Raw genomic sequence first — 15,570 nt, 5'->3', positions numbered from 1 at the left:
GGCCTTTTCGGGAGGAACGGGCTGCACACGAGTTCACGCCAGGGCGCGGGGCGGCTCAGCGGTGCCCGCCAGTGTGATCGTGGGAGCAGGTGTCGGTGCGGCGGCCGTCCACGGTGGTGGCCGCCTGCCCTGCGCCGTGGCCTTCCAGGGCCGCGAACGGTCCGCACTGGTTGGCGGTGATCCAGACATGGACCATCGGATTGCCCGCGCCGGGGTTGATCGAGTTGAGCGGGCAGTTGCCCTGGGCGTCGGTGACACCGGCGACCTGGGGACCGTCGGCGCCGGCCTTCCAGCAGAGGTTGTCGTGGACGTGCCATTGCATCAGGGACCCGCCGTAGTCCACCAGCTCGCGGTCGTCGATCTTCTTGCCTTTGGCGATGTACATCGCCGAGACCAGGGTCCGACCGGCTCCGTCTACCCGGTAGACCAGCGACTCCGGGTGGGTGGCGTCGAGGAATCGGTCGTCGCGAATGTAGCCGGTGTTGATGTAGTGCTCGTAACCGGTGGCCGAGTCGCCGATGGAGCGAAAGCCCAGTGCACCGATGGAACCGACGTCGGCGAACGCGGGCAGCTGGTCGAGGGTGCTGCGAATCAGAGCGGTCGCGCGCTGCTCCTGCGCGGCGGTCACGCCGGACACGCCGGACACGTCGATCGGGGTCGCCGGATCCCACGGCCGCGGCCATGCGGTGCCGGTCCCGTGGTCGGTGTGGTCGGTGTGGTCGCCGCCTGCGGCATGGGTGTGGTCGCCCTCGTCGTGGCTGTGCACATGTCCGGCGCCGCCGAGCATCGCCGCGACGGCGAGGGCGCCGGCCAGACCCGCGGCGGTCGCGGTCGATGCCGTGGGCAATGACGCGCCAGGGCGCGCCAGGGCGACGGTTGCACCGGCAATCGCGAGCACCCCCAGTGCCGCGCAGGTGCTGTCGAGGAACTGCGGCGCCTCCGCCGTGCCGAGGCCGTCGGGCCACGGCAGCCCCGCGAACCGGGTGTACCCCCAGATCGCCACCGCGATGAGATTCGCCCCGATCACCGTGACCGGCATGGCCTTTCGCGTGCTCACCGACGCCAGCAGCCCGGCCGCGCATTGTGCTGCCGCGAGCACGACCATCAGCCGGGCGAGGGTGGCGTGCTCGGTATGCAGTCCCGCGGCGAACAGGTGCAACGCACCCGCCCCGACCGACGCCGCACCACCGAGCAGCAGGAATCCGTTGCGCCCACCAGTCATGTTCGATCTCCTTCGTTCGCCCTGGACGCTACCGGGCCGGGTCGGGCGTCGCTCCCATGACTTGTGAGAGATCTCTGTGGTTTCGCGCCCTGTCACGGCGCCAGGCCGCGGTACACCGATCCCGAGACGGCGGCCCTTCTGCGTGCGCGGTCATCGGCAGTTGCGGACGTTCGAGAACGCGCGCCCCGCGGCATTTCCGGATGTATCCCCGAATCCGGATGTATCCCGAAAGATTGGTGATGCTCGATACGGCCGGCGAACAGTGGTGTCGGTTAGAGGCGTGTCGCGGTGTGGACGAGGTCGGCAACGGCTTTGGATCTGCTGTGTGGTGGCCAAGCGATGACGGTCGTGACGGCCGGTGCGTCTGGCACGGGCACGACGGCATGATCGTCGCGTAGCTGGGTTCGCAGCGACTCGGGCACGACCGCGCAGGCCAGTCCGAGCGCGATCAGTTGGAATAGTTGGGTATGGTCGCGCACCTGCGGGCCGGGGCCGTCCGGATAGCTGCCATCCCGTCCAGGCCAGCGCGGCAGGGGCAGGTTCGTCAGGGTGTTGACCTCGGCCAACGGCACATGCGTCCGGTTGGCGAGGGGATGACCCGCGGGCAGGACCACGACCTGCTGTTCGGTGTGCAGATCCTCGGTGTCGAATCCGGCTGTCGTGTCGTAAGGCCGGTGGAGCAGAGCAACGTCGGCACGCCCGTTGCGCAGCAGACTTTCCGGCTGGCCTGGCCCGCACAGCATCACCTCGACTGCCACGGCGCCCGGTTCGGCGGCGTAGGCGTGCAGCAGCTTCGACAATAGTTCGCTGGACGCTCCGGCCTTGGTGGCCAGCACCACCCCGGGCTGGTCGGCAGCGGCACGGCGGGTTCGCCGCTCGGCGGCTTCGACCGCGTCGAGCGCGGTCCGGGCCTCCCGCAGCAGCACCGCCCCGGCCTCGGTCAAAATGATTGCGCGAGCGGTGCGGTGCAGCAGGACGACTCCGAGCCGCCGTTCGAGCTGCTGGATGGCTCGCGATAGTGGTGGTTGCGCGATCGCGAGCCGTTGTGCCGCCCGCCCGAAGTGCAACTCCTCGGCGACAGCGACGAAGTATCGCATCTCCCGGGTCTCCACCAGGTCATGGTATCCGGCGATGACCACGACCAATACCCGTGCGGTATCGCCGCCCACCCGATCGGTCTTGGACGCTGCACCCGGAGCCGCAGCAGGATCGGAGGTGTGAGTGAACAGGCGATTGCGCTGGTGACCGGCGCGAACAAGGGAATCGGATACGAGATCGCCGCTGGCTTGGGCGCGCTCGGCTGGCGAATCGGTGTGGGTGCGCGCGATCGGCAACGCCGCGACACCGCGGTGGAGAAGCTGCGCGCGGCCGGGACCGATGCGTTCGGTGTGCCGCTCGACGTGACCGACGACGCAAGTGTGGCCGCGGCGGCCGAATTGATCGCCGACCATGCCGGAGGGCTCGATGTTCTGGTCAACAACGCCGCGATCACCGGCGGTATGCCGCAGACGCCGACCACGGTCGATCCCGCGACCGTGCGAGCTGTCGTGGAAACCAACGTGATCGGGGTCATCCGGGTCACCAACGCGATGCTGCCGATGCTGCGCGCCTCGGCCTCACCGCGGATCGTCAACATGTCCAGCAGCGTCGGCTCGCTCGCCCTGCAAACCACGCCCGGCATCGACATGGGCCAGGTTCCCGCCGCCTACTTGGCCTCGAAGACCTTCCTCAACGCCCTCACTATCCAATACGTCAAGGAACTGGGTGATACCAACATCCTGATCAACTCCGGCTGTCCCGGTTTCACCGCCACCGACCTCAACGGCTTTCGCGGCGTCCGTACACCGCGACAGGGTGCGGCCATCGCGATTCGCCTCGCGACCCTGCCCGACGACGGACCGACCGGCGGATTCTTCGACGACGCCGGAACGGTGCCCTGGTGACGGGCACACCGGCGCCACCATTCCCGTTCTCGAGATCAGCCGCGCGTCACACATCGGAGGACAAGAAAGACCATGGCAAAGGCAGTCAGATACGACGAGTTCGGCGGAATCGAGGTCTTGCGGGTCGACGATGTCGATCGCCCCGTACCTGACGACGGGCAGGTCCTGGTTCGGGTAAAGGCGGCTGGCATCAACCCCGGTGAGGCGGCCATTCGAACCGGCGCGATGGCCGGCATCTTTCCCTCGACGTTTCCGTCCGGGCAAGGCAGCGATCTCGCCGGGGTTGTCGCCGAGGTCGGCGTCGGAGCCGACCGATTCTCGGTCGGCGACGAGGTGATCGGGTTCTCCGAGAAGCGGGCCGCCCAGGCCGAGTTGGTCCTGGTCGACGTCGACAACCTCACACCCAAACCGAACGGCGTCCCTTGGGAGGTGGCTGGCGGCCTGTACGTCGCCGGGGTGACCGCTTGGGGGGCAGTACATTCCGTGCAACTCGACAAGGGGGAGACCGTTGTCGTCTCCGCAGCAGCCGGAGGAGTCGGCTCGCTCGCCGTCCAGCTCGCTCGCCGTGCCGGAGCCACGGTCATCGGCCTGGCGAGCCATCACAACCACGAGTGGCTGCAAAGCCACGGCGTGATCCCGGTCGCATACGGTGACCGCGCCATCGACCGGATCAAGGCCGCCGCACCGGGCGGCATCGACGCCTTCATCGACACCCACGGCGGCGGGTACGTCGAACTGGCCCTTGCCCTTGGCGTCGCGGTCGAGCAGATCGACACCATCGCCGATTTCGCAGCGGCCGCGAAGTACGGAGTCAAGACCGAACCCGGAACCAACGCCAGGCCGGGCGCCGAGGTACTCGCCGAATTGGCCGCCCTGATCGCCGAGGGACACCTCGAAGTTCCTATCGCGAACGTCTACCCGTTGACACAGGTCCGCCGGGCCTACACCGAACTCGAACGCCGACACACCCACGGCAAAATCGTGCTCGAGCCCTAACCTGTACCAACACAATGCAGCCCGCTCCAAGAACCGCAGGATGAATCCCGTCGGGACTGTCCAGTCGGCCACCCTGGGGACCGCTACAACCCGGCACACGACCAACCAGCACCCAATCACGGTGGCCGCCTGAATATTTCGGCGAACTACCGAGTGGCCGGTCGGGGCGAGCCCCACGCGGCATAGAGACACACCGTGATCTCGACGCACATCACGGGCAGCCCCGACCGTCGTCACCTCAACCCGATTACACGCTGCCGGGGCTAACCCCATCACCGCTATGCAGGGACGACGACGGACGAGGCACCGACCGAACCACTTGACACAAAACGACTTACGCTGATCTGCGTGCGTTCGGAACGGCCGTCCGCGCAGAGCTCGATCGGATGGAACTGCCGCGCTCTCCCTCGGCAGAGCTCACGTCTATCGGTGCGGCCCGGTCTGGGTGTTCTCGTAGTTCGATCCAGCCAACTCCGAGAAACTCCACAAGGCGCTCGATGATCTCCTCGCCGAACTGCACAGCTGGCATCGGTTAACCGCGCATCGACCCGCGGCGCGGTTTTCTGCGCTACGAGTCGATGTGCGAGGTGTTGAACAGCAGCGGTATGGGTTTCAGCTGCCCGCGCTGCCGGTGGAAGGTCGCGCCCTGCGCAGTTCGCAGGCCAGCCGGTCGGCGTCCGGCCGGTCCTCGCCGGAACGGGCGCAGCCCTGCGAGGTGTAGCCCCGTTCGTTGTAGCCTTGCCGGTCGTAGCCCCACCTGTCGTAACCCCAGCGATCGTAACCCCACCGGTCGTAGCCCCAGACATCGAAGCCGTCGGGGCCGTAGGGGTCTTCCGGCTCAACAGGTTTCGGAAATGACGGAGTCGTCACGGGTGGTTCGGTCGTGACCGGCGGAACACTGGTGACCGGCGGCGTGGTCGTCACCGGCGGCATGGTGGTGACCGGCGGCGCGGTCGTCACGGGCGGCACCGTCGTCACGGGCGCGATGGTGACAGGTGCGGTAGTAGCCGGGGGTTGATCAGGGGTTGCGAATGCAGGTATGACCAGCGCGGCCGGAGCAAGCACCACCGTCCCGGCGACTGCGGCCAGCAGGACCGACTGTCGAACCGTGCGCGGACTTCTCCTCCAATGAGACATCGTTGACCTCCAACTCAAGATAAGCGCGCTCGCCGCACCCGAGTCCCCTATCGGTCGAATGTCCAAATTTGCTACACAGCAGAGAGTTTCGCTTCCCCACCCGTGACGGGGAAACCTGCTCAACGCGCGGAGATGGCCGCACCCTCCCATGGTGTGATCAGCACCACGGAGTTCGACGCACACGATCATCGGCATTCCCGGACGTCCGACGCCGCCGTGGAGCTGGTAGAGGTTATTCGGCTTCGGAACTCCACGTGGCCACGTCCAGCCGGGGGCGCTGCTGGCCTACTCGGATCGCGCGGTTGCGCGGCAGAGGGTTCGGGCTTGGGATGCTCGTCTTCATTCGATCGACCAGCGCAGCTCTGCGGTTGCGTGTTAATGGTGTCGAGTTCAGATTCAATGTCTGAGTACCCTCACCGTCGAACAACAAGTAACGCCTGATCGCGGTGCGTTCAAGTGGCTCTACGGTGTAGATGTCCGGGCGACATCGACCGCGGATCAAGTGCCGCCAGGTGAGCCCAGCGCGGTTGAATCGGCCGCGCGGTATGCGGCATTGTCGTGCGTTGAACGTGCTCGGAATAGGGTTGGATCCCTCTGCGATGAGGTGTCTTCGTTGGCGGGGGGGCGTCGTGTCGAGCCTGACCGCTGCCGATGATCTCGTGTAATTACACAGACCGGTGCCTGTTCGTCACCCCTTGTCCACTGTGACCAGGCCGAGCACCCGTGTCCGTGGACGTGTCAGGTCGGCGACAGGTCGATGTCAGCCGGGCTGGCGACAGTATTCATGTGAACAGCACAGCAATTGCCGCTTCCGGGCTGCGGAAGGCGTACGGGGACAAGACGATCTTCGATGGCATCGATCTGACTATCGGTGCCGGGCCCTACCTGATGCTGCGCACAGAATGGCTCGACGGACTCGCCCGTGTGGTGCGGTATCTGCGCGGTGATCACGCCTTCGCCCAGCTGATCCGCTTCGCCCTGGTCGGCGGCTCCAGCAATATTGCCTATGTTCTGCTGTTCATGGTCATGAGCGGGAGCGGCCCGCTGGTCGCTAATATCTCCGGCTCGATCGTCAGCACGGTGATCGCGAACGAACTGCACCGGCAGCTCACCTTCCGCGCGGCGGGACGGGTCGGCTGGTTCACCGCGCAGTGGGAAGGCGGCGGGCTGGCGCTGATCGGCCTGCTGATCAGCACGGCGGCGCTGGCCGGTCTCGAGTTCTGGGCACCCGGCCTCGGCGAGGTCGCACAGGCGGGCGCGGTGATCGCCATCATGGCGGTGGTCGGCGGTATGCGCTTCCTGGCACTGCGCGGCTTCGTCTTCTGAAGAGATCTCTAAGACACCTCGAATCAGCCCCAGCGTCAATCTCCCCGGGGCTCGCGCCTGGACAATTCACCAGCAATCGCGGGTGGCAGGGCCGCGGCATGCGGTTCTGCTACCGAGCTGAGCCGGGGAACCCGATGGGCTGCCAGGCTTGTCACCGGTCAATGTGGGCAGGTGGCGGCCAGCCCGGCGTTGAGTAGGTCATTCACTTCAGTGTTGAGCCGGTCGTTGGGGATGTCGATATCGGCGCCGGTCCACGTCAGGGCCACGACTCGGTTCCCGTCGGGGCTCGCGAACAAATACGACTTGGCGCCGAGACCGTTTCCTCGGTTTCCCCAGATCGGTTCAGGTTTCCCGCATACGTCGGCTCTGGCGAATATGCCGAGGCCGTAGGATCCGGAGGGCCCGGGTGTCATCATCTCGGTGAGCAGGGACTCGGTGAACAGTTGGCCGCTGAACAACGCTCGGGCGAAGGCGCTCAGGTCGGCTGGAGTCGACACGACCCAACCTCCCGGCCCCCAATACGAGGGGCTTTGCACTGGTGCTGGAACCGGGTTGTCGCCGTCGAAGACATAAGGCATCAACGACTCCGGTGACAGACGATCCTCGGTAGGCACCGAGGTGGAGGTCATCCCGACCGGCGCGAAAACATACTGCCGGAGCAGTTCCGGTAGTGCGGTATCTGTCACCCGCTGCGCGATCATCGCGAGCAGCAGGTAGTTGGTATTCGAGTAATCGAAGCCCTCGGACCTGGGCATGGCTCTGGTCAGTGCCAGCCAATCTTCGTCGGTGTAGGGCTTCTGCGCGAGAGCGATCTGCTCAGGCGCAGATTTACCTGCGAGGAGCTGACGCAAGGGATTGGGCACGCCACCGGTGTGATCGAGTAGCTGACGAATTGTCGCCGAGCCCAACACCTCTGCTTGCTCGGGCAGCGACTCCACCGCAGGGGCATCCAGCATGAACTTGCGCTGCTCGACAAGCTTCAACACCACCGCCGACACCATCATCTTGCTAACCGAGGCGATCCGAGTCGGCGAGTCCGAGACCGCCGGAAGCCGAGAGTCGAGATCGCGCAGTCCGCGCGCGATCGTGACATGGGTACCGCCGGCGCGGACATCCACCGTCACCGCCACCGCCCCACCCGTGATCATCGCGTCGGCGGCTCGTTCGACCTCGGACATCTCGAACGGCATAGTCCCAAGAGTTGTTGTCGAGCCTGCTGCGTGGTCTTCGGAAATGCCGGGACCACACCCCACCACGGTAACGATGGCAAACCCGACCAGCCACTTTTTGCGATCAAAAACCAACTGCCGCAAGGTCCCTCCCCGAATTCGCCTGATACTCCCCAAGATCTTCACTGTATCGACCAGCGGCTGGTCGATCCCATCTTCGCGCACATCTGTGGACCGAGCGACGCCGCGCGATACGTCCTTCCGTTGGTAACCAAGTCGACGATCGACCGCACATCGACATTACGGGATATCTTTCGCCGCAGTGCATCTCGTCTGTTGTCCGCGCGATTTGGGGTATGAGCGGACACTCGACTCGAGCTATCGGGACTCGGCGGCAGCATCGAGCGAAGGTCGGTGCGAGGCCGCTGAACCGCGCAGATACTTCGCTGGCGTACGCCAGCGGCCGGCATCGCGAGTTTCACGTCGGATCCAGGGCGTCTGCGCCGAATGGGCGGCAGCGACTGGGTCTGTCTGCGAACATTGAGCGGAAGCACTCCGACTGGTAACGGAGCAGGCTGATCACAGTCGAGCAGTCCTAATGGCAGCACCTAGAACGCGAACGGATGCATTGAGGTGGAAGATATCGAAAAGGCGCGCCTTTGGGAGCATCGCCAAAGCGTTAACTCGGATTTTAATAGCATATCCAACTACTTCCTACTCGCCCAGTCGTTCTTGTTGATTGTGGCGACATCTAACCAAATAGAAGTTGGTTACCATCGGCTGATTGTCGGAATATTAGCCCTGGCGCTCTCCGGAATCTGGTTGTATGTCCAATCCAAGCAGAAATTTCTTCTCGATGGCCTTAAAAAACGGTGCGCGGCAGAATTGCCCGATTATGCGCAGACGCGAGCCGATAGAGAACATCCTGTTTGGCGTTTCTCGAACACGGCGATCATGGCGCGAGTATTGCCGATGCTATTTTCGCTCGCGTGGATTGTCATAGTTTCCACCACCGGGCTGTAGTTCGCTTGGAGAGGTGCGGTTGCTGCACAATGAATAGTGTAAGAACTCGTGTAAGTAATTTGGCGGACGAGAGCCGCGTCGGTCAGATAGTTCAATCCGTGTCCACGAAACTGTTCTCCGAAGATGTCGATATCAAACCGATGAAATCGGGAGTATCGTCCTTGAACTATCTGGCGCGAAATGATTCTGGTGAGTATGTAGTCAGATTGGATTTATTTCGGAATGAAGGCGAAGTTAAAACCGACTTCGAGATTGCGGAATTAAGCAAAGGGTACGGAGTTAATGCGCCGGCTTACGCGATGTGGGTGGGCAACATGGAGGGTGCCTCCGTGTCCGTGCGAGAGTATGCTCACGGCCGTGTCCTATCCGCTGCATCGCAGTTGGATGAAGGTACCTTCGAACTGTGCGGTTTGCAGCTGCGAAATATCCATAGCGCGGCACTTCCCTCGAAGCTGCGGCGACCGTGGTTTTACGCGACGCCACTAGCGAACTTTCGTAGCATGAAGCTCCCCGGCGACGCGCTGATTCAAAAGGCTGTCGCTACCTTGGAGGTGGCCCTTGCGCAGCTCGACCCTACATCATGGAAGTGCGGGCTGGTCCACACCGACTTCAAGTTCGACAATTTAGTGCTCAATCCTGACGGAATTTTCGTGTTGGACTGGGAGAAGGCAACGTGGGCACCCGTCCTGTTCGACTTGGGCTTGGCGTTGTTTCATATTACGACGGACCCCGATAATAAACCGGGCAATGTTTCGGCATTCATTCACGGCTACGGTGGGGAAGGCGACTATTCGGAAAACTTCCAGCAACAATTGAAGGCCATGACCCGAGTTGCGGCCAGTATTTTCTTTCTCGTAGATGCTGAGATTTCATTGATAGAAGCGAGCAAGTCGCAAGTATCCAGGTTGGGAACGCGGCACGCCGAGTATTTCAACACGTACTGCATCCCCAGGTATGAAATTTTTCTCGAGCAAAGTTCCTAGCCGATATCGGTGGGTTGCATGAGCACGAAGTCCCATTTTTGGCTAGCGTCTATAAGGTTGAGGCTGTGTCCGACAGCTACTGTCGTTGCGCCTGCCCTCGAGCCGATAGTGAGGTACTCCTCATTGTCCTCGATAAGTAGCACTGGCGGTGATGACCGCGCGAGCACTCCCTGTAGCAGCTCTCTTTTCGGTGATGGGCTTTCGACGTCTGGCGAACCTGAGCACAAGACCGAGGCGAACCTGTCGCGGAGCGCCCAAGCTTCGAGAAGTGCGCCTATGTGTCTGTAGCTTCCGGAGCTTACTATAATTGAAGTTCCACCATTTTCGCGCGCCGCGTCGAGCATTGGCTTCACAAAGGGTGCGGGTCGCAGTCTTTGCGCCCTCTGCAGATAATAACTGGACCGCTCTCTTATCAGCTCATCGATGGAGTTCGATATATTGAACCGTTCCGCAAGTACGTTCCAGATATCGCGTTCAGACTTTCCGATAAACTGCTTGAAATAGTCAGGTGCGGGAGTGATCCCTCGGCGTTTGAGGATTTCTGTGAACGCCTGCTTCTGAACTGGCTCCGTATCTGCCACGACTCCGTCGAAATCCCACACCAACGTGGACGCCGAAGCGACCAATGTTTCGAGGATCGATGGTAGTGAGTACCTATTATTAATCACTTCGACATCACACCACATCAATACCGGGGATGCGCTGGAGTTCATCAACGAAGGGGTCCACCATCGAGGTCATCGACAACACCGAAAGGTACTGGCCACCGGAAGATACGGCACCGATAGGTCCGTCTACGCCGAAATGTTGAGTGCTGCAAAATGATTCGATGACCGAGTGTGGGCGGTTTATGGCGGAGGTTCGGTCGGCGAGTTGTTGCTGACACCGTGGCCGCCTCGACGGGGGTCGGCTGAGCTGGGGTGCGGAGCAAGCCGCAGCCACCCGCGCCTACGCGGATGAGGCGGGCAATGACTTCGGCACATCCTGCACCAGGGTCGGATCTCCCACCGCGCGGACCACAGGCTCAACCCTGACAGTGCTGCCGCATTTGCCCGCAGCGAAGAGCCGCCAGCTAACGCCCTGGTTGGACGGAGCTCACATCTGAGCAAGGTGGCATCGCTGTTAACGCCCGGCGCGTCTTCTTCGAAATAGAAGAGACTGGTTGGTTCTTTGAGTATGGGCAGGTCCGGTGGATATTCAGGTGAACGTCGGGCTAGCCATGGCTTTTCGGCGCGCTGCCGACGACATTGCCCGTGCATTGGTCGACCTCGAGACGCCGGCTCTCGCTGGGGTGATGCAGCAGTCGGGTCGACAGCTGCTGCGGGCGGTGGACGAGTTGAGTGACATGAACCGCCGCGCAGCAAAAGAGTTGGCTGCATACGCGGGGCATGACGTAGAACCCGTGCAAACGAATGGCAACCCATCCCGGCGAGAGGGTGGCGACTTCGTGTGGTTCCAGCCGCCACCGGCGCGGTCCGATCGGATCAACCGAGAGATCGACGACTGCCTGGCGAGGGTGAGTCCGCATTTCGACCCGGATGATCCGCGACGGAGCAACAACTGTGTGGCCGTGGCGACCGCGTACGAGTTGCGTCGGCGAGGATACGACGTCGAGGCAGAGCAGGTGCCGTTCCCGTTCGAGGCTGGGTTCCCGCACAGCATCACCGAGATTGCCTGGGGGCGACGGTTCACGACGGTGCTCGAGCGGAGCCATCTGCGTGACGCGTTTCGGCAACCCGGTTCGCGGGGAATCGTCATCGTGGACTGGCCTCCGGGGTCGCGCGTCGACCTTGGCGATTCACACGTATTCAACATCGAGCACGTGACCGGTACCGGGATCCGCGTCATCGACGGACAACCCAATCCGCCGTTGACGGATGCCACAGAACATGTCCACCGAGCAGCAGCATTGCGATACCTGCGAGTGGACGATCTGGAAGACCCCGTACCGAGCATCATCAACTACCTCGGAATACGTACTGCGCGTTAATAACCTGTTGGTGATCGCCCGCGCTGCCACTGACGATGCAGACTCGGTGCGGACACCGCCACGCAAGGGGAGTGCGCGAGGTTCCGGAGTCAGTCGTCGCTCGGGAGCCTGGCCTCGCCGACGGGTTGGCGAAACCGAGGGCGTCCAACCGAGCAGTCCATTCTTCGCGTAATGGCCGGAGGGGCTCGTGAATCTCGCCATCGCCGATGTGCCGTAACCGCGTCGACTCCGGATTCGTAATCGGTAGGCTCGCAATGATCGCAGAGTGAGTGGGAAGGTATGCCGGAGCGAAGTCGCGCGGGTCAGGGTAAATCAGGAAAGGCGCCCGTTCGGCCGCTGCCGTCCGAGGTTATTGATGGCACCGATGTGATTGTGGCGGGGCTGTTTTCAGCCAAACGCACAGACTATCCCGAGGTGATGGACGAGGTGGCCGCCGTCGTAGCCGGGCTAGGCGGCCGGGTTGTCGGATGCTTCATCCAGCGTCGAGGGATCTCCGGCAGCCCGAAAAGGAAGGCGCCGGGCGGCAAAGCGCTGATGGATCAGCCTTATTCGTCACGAACATTGATGAGCTGGGGCAAGATTCGTGAAATATCCGATGCTTGCGCCGACAATCGCGCCAATGTCGTTGTCTTCCACAACGAATTGACTGATCGGCAACAGCAAGTCCTTTCCCAAATCCTCCGATGCCACGTATACAGCCATAGTGAGCTCATTGTCCGAGTGCGATCGGAATCGCGGAACGGCGAGTAAGATATTGCAGGTCAGGCCTGCGTTCGATGCGATGTCTCCGGCACGGCGACGCCATCGATGATCGGACGGTGAACAGCAACTATTCATTGAGAAGACAATTCTCGGAGGACCGATATGTTCCGCTTCGCTCTTTTCTTCGCAACTGTCGTCACTGGCCTCGCCGCGGCACTGGTCGTCCCACTCACTGCGCAGGCCGCCCCCGGTGATTTCGATGCCCCAGGCACCCCCTGCGGCACCAACATGGTCATCAACACCCGCTACGACTGCGTCACCATCGGCAGCTTCTGCACGCTGTCGGACGGCATGATCATCGGAACCATCGGCCGGGATGGTCGCTGCGTTCTCCCCGGCACGAATATGTGACGCGGCGATCACGAGCACGCACCCCTCGATGTGCGTAGCCACTCGCTGCGCTGATTCCGCGAGGCAAGTACGCCACTCGGCCCACGTCTTGTTACGGACGTGACGCGGCCGAGAGGCTACGTCGGCGTGAACTGACTTGTTGAGAACTCCGCACCCTGCGGGTCGCGGATCAGTGCGTCCCTGGTCCATTCGGAGTCGGTGGTCGCGAGGACGGTCGCGCCGAGCCGGGCTGCGGCGGCGACTGTTTCGTCGCGGTCGGCGACGGTGAACGTGACGTGCCAATGGGGTGTTTCGGATTCCTGGGTCGGAGCCAGCCAGCCGATGGCGTCGGCGAATCCGGGGGGCACCATATCGGCGGATTGGCGTTCGTGGATGTCCGGGTCGACGGTGGCGGCGAGGTGGTCGCCGTAGCCGGGGCGCCGAATCATTGTCGCGAAGCCGAGGTCAGCGATGGCCCAACCGAATACCTTGGCGTAGAAGGAACTCGACGCGGCGGGGTCGGTGGAGTGCAGGTCGCTGAAGTTCCACGCGCCGGGTGCGTTGGTGATCTGGGCTCCTTGGCGTCGCTTGGCCTGCCACAGCCGGAACTCCACACCGGATGGGTCGGCGCAGGCCACGGAGATCCCACCTTCGCCCGCGGCGGTGGGCGGCGCGAGGATGCGCCCGCCCGAGTTCGCGACGAGATCGGCCGTGGCCTGCGCGTCGTCGACCGCCACGTAGGTATTCCATGCGGAGGCGGCCGGTTCCGCCGTTGTCGCGTCTGCGGGGCCGCCGATTCCGGCGACATCCTTCCCGTCGAGTTGCGCGATGACGTATCGGAACGGTGCGCCCGGCGGCGTCGCCGCTACGAAGCGCCAGCCGAACAGACCCGCATAGAATGCCTGCGCCGCCGCGACGTCGTGCTGTTCCACGTCGATCCAGGACGTCACGCCCGCGGGGTAGGTCCGCACTACGGCCATCAGCCGCTCCCTTCGCTCGGTGACACGAAGATAGTCGCAGGCACCGACATGTCACCGCTCTCGGGCGTAAACCTTCACGACCGTGCCGTCGACGTCCGCGGCCAGGTACGCGCCGCCGTAGTCGTCGGTCAGGTACACCATGATGGTCGGGCGATCGTCATTGAAAGTCCACCCGGGGTCGACGATGACGTAACGGAGGGTCGGAGCGGGGATGTTGAGTTGGTCCTCCGCCGCGCGCATCAGGGTCGGAAGGATGTCCCAGTTGATCGAGCCCAGATTCACCGTGGTCTTGCCCGAGAGTTGGCCACCGGCGCGCTGACGGCTGCCTACGCCGTCTCGGTAGGTGAATACGTCATAGATTTTGGGCTGGCCGGTGACCGGCGCGCCGACATTGGCGTAGCTCGGGTAGAACGTTGCCTCGGTGAATTCTTTTCCGCCGGTGACCTTTTCCAGGGCGGTGATCGCCTGCCGGATGCCATCGGGGGTGAGTAGGTCCGCGGTCTCTTCGGTCACGGGCGCCGCGGATGGCGTAGCGCCGGGGAGTCGGCTGGTACCGGGGCGTTCGCTGGTGCCGGGGGTTTGGCTCGGGATGGTTTGTGTCGTGGTCGAATCCGGCCGCACGGCCACCGCCACGATTATGGCGGCGGCGATGGCGGCGGCCACGATTCCTGTCACGATCCACCGTTGCCGATGTCGGGACGCCTCCGGATGGTGGCCTGATCCGACGTGGAACCGATCTGACGGAAGGTGGGTCTGCCCGGACGGCGCGTGCGTGTGGACCACAGGCGGGTGGGTTTGCGCCGCCGGTGTGTGCGCATTGACCGACGGTAAGTGAGTGTGCGCCAACGGCGCGGCACCGGCGCCGATCGGCGCGGTCGCCTGCGCGAGCATCCAATCGACCTGCTCCGGCGGCGGCCGGTGGTTCGGGTCGGGCACCAGCAGCGCTTGCAGAGCGGGGGTCAGCGGCCCGGAGCGTTGCGGCGGCGGGACTTCGCCCTTCAGCACGGCCGCAAGCGTGGCGACAGTGGTGTCGCGGCGCATCGGGTGATAGCCCTCCACCGCCACGTACAGCACCAGCCCCAGCGACCACAGGTCGGAGGCCGGGTTGCCCTCTTGGCCGCCGAGCCGTTCCGGCGCAACGTAATCCAGCGAGCCGACCACACTGCCGGTGGATGTGAGCCCGTTCAACCCGGTGATCGCCGCGATACCGAAGTCGGTCAGCACCGGTGTGCCATCTTCGCGCAGGATCACGTTCGCGGGCTTGATGTCCCGATGCAGCACGCCGACCACATGTGCTGCACGCAGCGCGGCAAGTATGCCGCGACCGATCTGCGCCGCTCGCGCCGGATGCATCGGGCCATCGGCGAGGTGCTCGGCGAGCGTACGGCCACGAATCAGTTCCATGACGATCCACGGATGAGCGGCGGCATCGGAATCGACGATGTGATGGACAGTCACCACATTCGGATGAGCGATCCTGGCCAGTGCCCTGGCCTCTCGCAGCACACGCTCACGCTGCACGTCGGGCAAGCTCGCGCCACCGTCCGGCTCGGCCGCCCGCACCTCCTTCAACGCCACCTCGCGATGCAGGGCGAGATCGTAGGCACGCCACACCGTCCCCATCCCGCCGCTGCCGAGCGGTTCGAGCAACTCGAAACGCCCGTCGACCACTGTCCGCTCGGAAATCACGGCGCAAGCCTATGGGTATC

Annotated in this window: 16 protein-coding genes; 9 read left to right on the top strand and 7 right to left on the bottom strand. The window is 63.6% G+C overall.

The genetic code is table 11. The annotated features are described in order from the left end of the window. Nucleotides 1-55 precede the first annotated feature (55 nt). Both ACFQZZ_RS04325 and ACFQZZ_RS04320 read right to left on the bottom strand, forming a co-directional pair. Complete coding sequence (locus ACFQZZ_RS04325; RefSeq protein ID WP_378674253.1) at nucleotides 56-1,222, bottom strand: hypothetical protein; 1,167 nt, start codon at nucleotides 1,220-1,222, stop codon at nucleotides 56-58. Between the two features lie 272 nt (nucleotides 1,223-1,494). Next, nucleotides 1,495-2,391: a LysR family transcriptional regulator gene (locus tag ACFQZZ_RS04320; protein ID WP_378674250.1), complete on the bottom strand. Its 897-nt coding sequence runs from the start codon at nucleotides 2,389-2,391 to the stop codon at nucleotides 1,495-1,497. A 48-nt stretch (nucleotides 2,392-2,439) separates the two neighbouring features. On the opposite strand from ACFQZZ_RS04320, the gene ACFQZZ_RS04315 reads away from it, so the two are divergent. Continuing rightward, the gene (locus ACFQZZ_RS04315) at nucleotides 2,440-3,165 is read left to right on the top strand and encodes an SDR family NAD(P)-dependent oxidoreductase (RefSeq protein WP_378674247.1); all 726 of its coding nucleotides are present in this window, start codon (nucleotides 2,440-2,442) and stop codon (nucleotides 3,163-3,165) included. Nucleotides 3,166-3,237: 72 nt separating this feature from the next. Next, nucleotides 3,238-4,161: an NADP-dependent oxidoreductase gene (locus tag ACFQZZ_RS04310; protein WP_378674244.1), complete on the top strand. Its 924-nt coding sequence runs from the start codon at nucleotides 3,238-3,240 to the stop codon at nucleotides 4,159-4,161. Between the two features lie 612 nt (nucleotides 4,162-4,773). Here the strand turns inward: ACFQZZ_RS04310 and ACFQZZ_RS04305 are convergent. After that, entirely contained in the window at nucleotides 4,774-5,031 is a 258-nt protein-coding gene (locus ACFQZZ_RS04305) for a hypothetical protein (protein ID WP_378674241.1), read from the bottom strand. Nucleotides 5,032-5,044: 13 nt separating this feature from the next. Here ACFQZZ_RS04305 and ACFQZZ_RS04300 point away from each other — a divergent pair, with 13 nt between their 5' ends. Continuing rightward, entirely contained in the window at nucleotides 5,045-5,179 is a 135-nt protein-coding gene (locus ACFQZZ_RS04300; protein WP_378674238.1) for a hypothetical protein, read from the top strand. A 1,007-nt stretch (nucleotides 5,180-6,186) separates the two neighbouring features. Next, nucleotides 6,187-6,624: a GtrA family protein gene (locus ACFQZZ_RS04295; RefSeq protein WP_378676353.1), complete on the top strand. Its 438-nt coding sequence runs from the start codon at nucleotides 6,187-6,189 to the stop codon at nucleotides 6,622-6,624. 158 nt (nucleotides 6,625-6,782) lie between these two features. Here ACFQZZ_RS04295 and ACFQZZ_RS04290 read toward each other — a convergent pair whose 3' ends face one another. Next, nucleotides 6,783-7,814 (bottom strand): serine hydrolase domain-containing protein, encoded by a 1,032-nt coding sequence (locus tag ACFQZZ_RS04290; RefSeq protein WP_378674235.1) that lies wholly within the window; start codon nucleotides 7,812-7,814, stop codon nucleotides 6,783-6,785. Between the two features lie 612 nt (nucleotides 7,815-8,426). Between ACFQZZ_RS04290 and ACFQZZ_RS04285 the strand changes: the two genes are divergently transcribed. Together ACFQZZ_RS04285 and ACFQZZ_RS04280 are read left to right on the top strand one after the other, a co-directional pair. Beyond that, complete coding sequence (locus ACFQZZ_RS04285) at nucleotides 8,427-8,816, top strand: hypothetical protein (RefSeq protein WP_378674232.1); 390 nt, start codon at nucleotides 8,427-8,429, stop codon at nucleotides 8,814-8,816. Nucleotides 8,817-8,914: 98 nt separating this feature from the next. Then, nucleotides 8,915-9,799 (top strand): aminoglycoside phosphotransferase family protein, encoded by an 885-nt coding sequence (locus tag ACFQZZ_RS04280; protein WP_378674229.1) that lies wholly within the window; start codon nucleotides 8,915-8,917, stop codon nucleotides 9,797-9,799. On the opposite strand, the gene ACFQZZ_RS04275 is transcribed toward ACFQZZ_RS04280, so the two are convergent. After that, entirely contained in the window at nucleotides 9,796-10,485 is a 690-nt protein-coding gene (locus ACFQZZ_RS04275; protein ID WP_378676350.1) for an HAD family hydrolase, read from the bottom strand. The genes ACFQZZ_RS04280 and ACFQZZ_RS04275 overlap by 4 nt on opposite strands. Nucleotides 10,486-11,000: 515 nt before the next feature. On the opposite strand from ACFQZZ_RS04275, the gene ACFQZZ_RS04270 reads away from it, so the two are divergent. From ACFQZZ_RS04270 to ACFQZZ_RS04260, 3 genes are all read left to right on the top strand, one after another. Beyond that, nucleotides 11,001-11,789, top strand: coding sequence for a hypothetical protein (locus ACFQZZ_RS04270; RefSeq protein ID WP_378674226.1), 789 nt, complete (start codon nucleotides 11,001-11,003; stop codon nucleotides 11,787-11,789). A 279-nt stretch (nucleotides 11,790-12,068) separates the two neighbouring features. After that, the gene (locus tag ACFQZZ_RS04265) at nucleotides 12,069-12,539 is read left to right on the top strand and encodes a hypothetical protein (protein ID WP_378674224.1); all 471 of its coding nucleotides are present in this window, start codon (nucleotides 12,069-12,071) and stop codon (nucleotides 12,537-12,539) included. Nucleotides 12,540-12,653: 114 nt separating this feature from the next. After that, nucleotides 12,654-12,902 carry a hypothetical protein gene (locus ACFQZZ_RS04260; protein WP_378674221.1) on the top strand — a complete coding sequence of 83 codons (249 nt, stop codon included), beginning with the start codon at nucleotides 12,654-12,656 and terminating at the stop codon, nucleotides 12,900-12,902. A gap of 116 nt (nucleotides 12,903-13,018) precedes the next feature. On the opposite strand, the gene ACFQZZ_RS04255 is transcribed toward ACFQZZ_RS04260, so the two are convergent. Both ACFQZZ_RS04255 and ACFQZZ_RS04250 read right to left on the bottom strand, forming a co-directional pair. Continuing rightward, entirely contained in the window at nucleotides 13,019-13,861 is an 843-nt protein-coding gene (locus ACFQZZ_RS04255) for a VOC family protein (RefSeq protein WP_378674218.1), read from the bottom strand. A 51-nt stretch (nucleotides 13,862-13,912) separates the two neighbouring features. Further along, on the bottom strand, nucleotides 13,913-15,550 hold the full coding sequence (locus ACFQZZ_RS04250; protein WP_378674215.1) for a serine/threonine-protein kinase: 1,638 nt from the start codon (nucleotides 15,548-15,550) through the stop codon (nucleotides 13,913-13,915). Between the last annotated feature and the right edge of the window lie 20 nt (nucleotides 15,551-15,570).

Source organism: Nocardia sp. GCM10030253 (assembly GCF_042675075.1).
Lineage (GTDB): Bacteria > Actinomycetota > Actinomycetes > Mycobacteriales > Mycobacteriaceae > Nocardia.
The sequence above is the reverse complement of the archived record's forward strand: the minus strand, read 5'-3'. Positions and strand labels throughout refer to the sequence as shown.

Excerpts from the sequence above, each read along its gene's own strand:
- ACFQZZ_RS04325 (WP_378674253.1), bottom strand. The coding sequence starts at position 1,222 with ATGACTGGTGGGCGCAACGGATTCCTGCTGCTCGGTGGTGCGGCGTCG.
- ACFQZZ_RS04310 (WP_378674244.1), top strand. The coding sequence starts at position 3,238 with ATGGCAAAGGCAGTCAGATACGACGAGTTCGGCGGAATCGAGGTCTTG.
- ACFQZZ_RS04295 (WP_378676353.1), top strand. The coding sequence starts at position 6,187 with ATGCTGCGCACAGAATGGCTCGACGGACTCGCCCGTGTGGTGCGGTAT.
- ACFQZZ_RS04290 (WP_378674235.1), bottom strand. The coding sequence starts at position 7,814 with ATGCCGTTCGAGATGTCCGAGGTCGAACGAGCCGCCGACGCGATGATC.
- ACFQZZ_RS04275 (WP_378676350.1), bottom strand. The coding sequence starts at position 10,485 with ATGTGGTGTGATGTCGAAGTGATTAATAATAGGTACTCACTACCATCG.
- ACFQZZ_RS04265 (WP_378674224.1), top strand. The coding sequence starts at position 12,069 with ATGCCGGAGCGAAGTCGCGCGGGTCAGGGTAAATCAGGAAAGGCGCCC.
- ACFQZZ_RS04260 (WP_378674221.1), top strand. The coding sequence starts at position 12,654 with ATGTTCCGCTTCGCTCTTTTCTTCGCAACTGTCGTCACTGGCCTCGCC.
- ACFQZZ_RS04255 (WP_378674218.1), bottom strand. The coding sequence starts at position 13,861 with ATGGCCGTAGTGCGGACCTACCCCGCGGGCGTGACGTCCTGGATCGAC.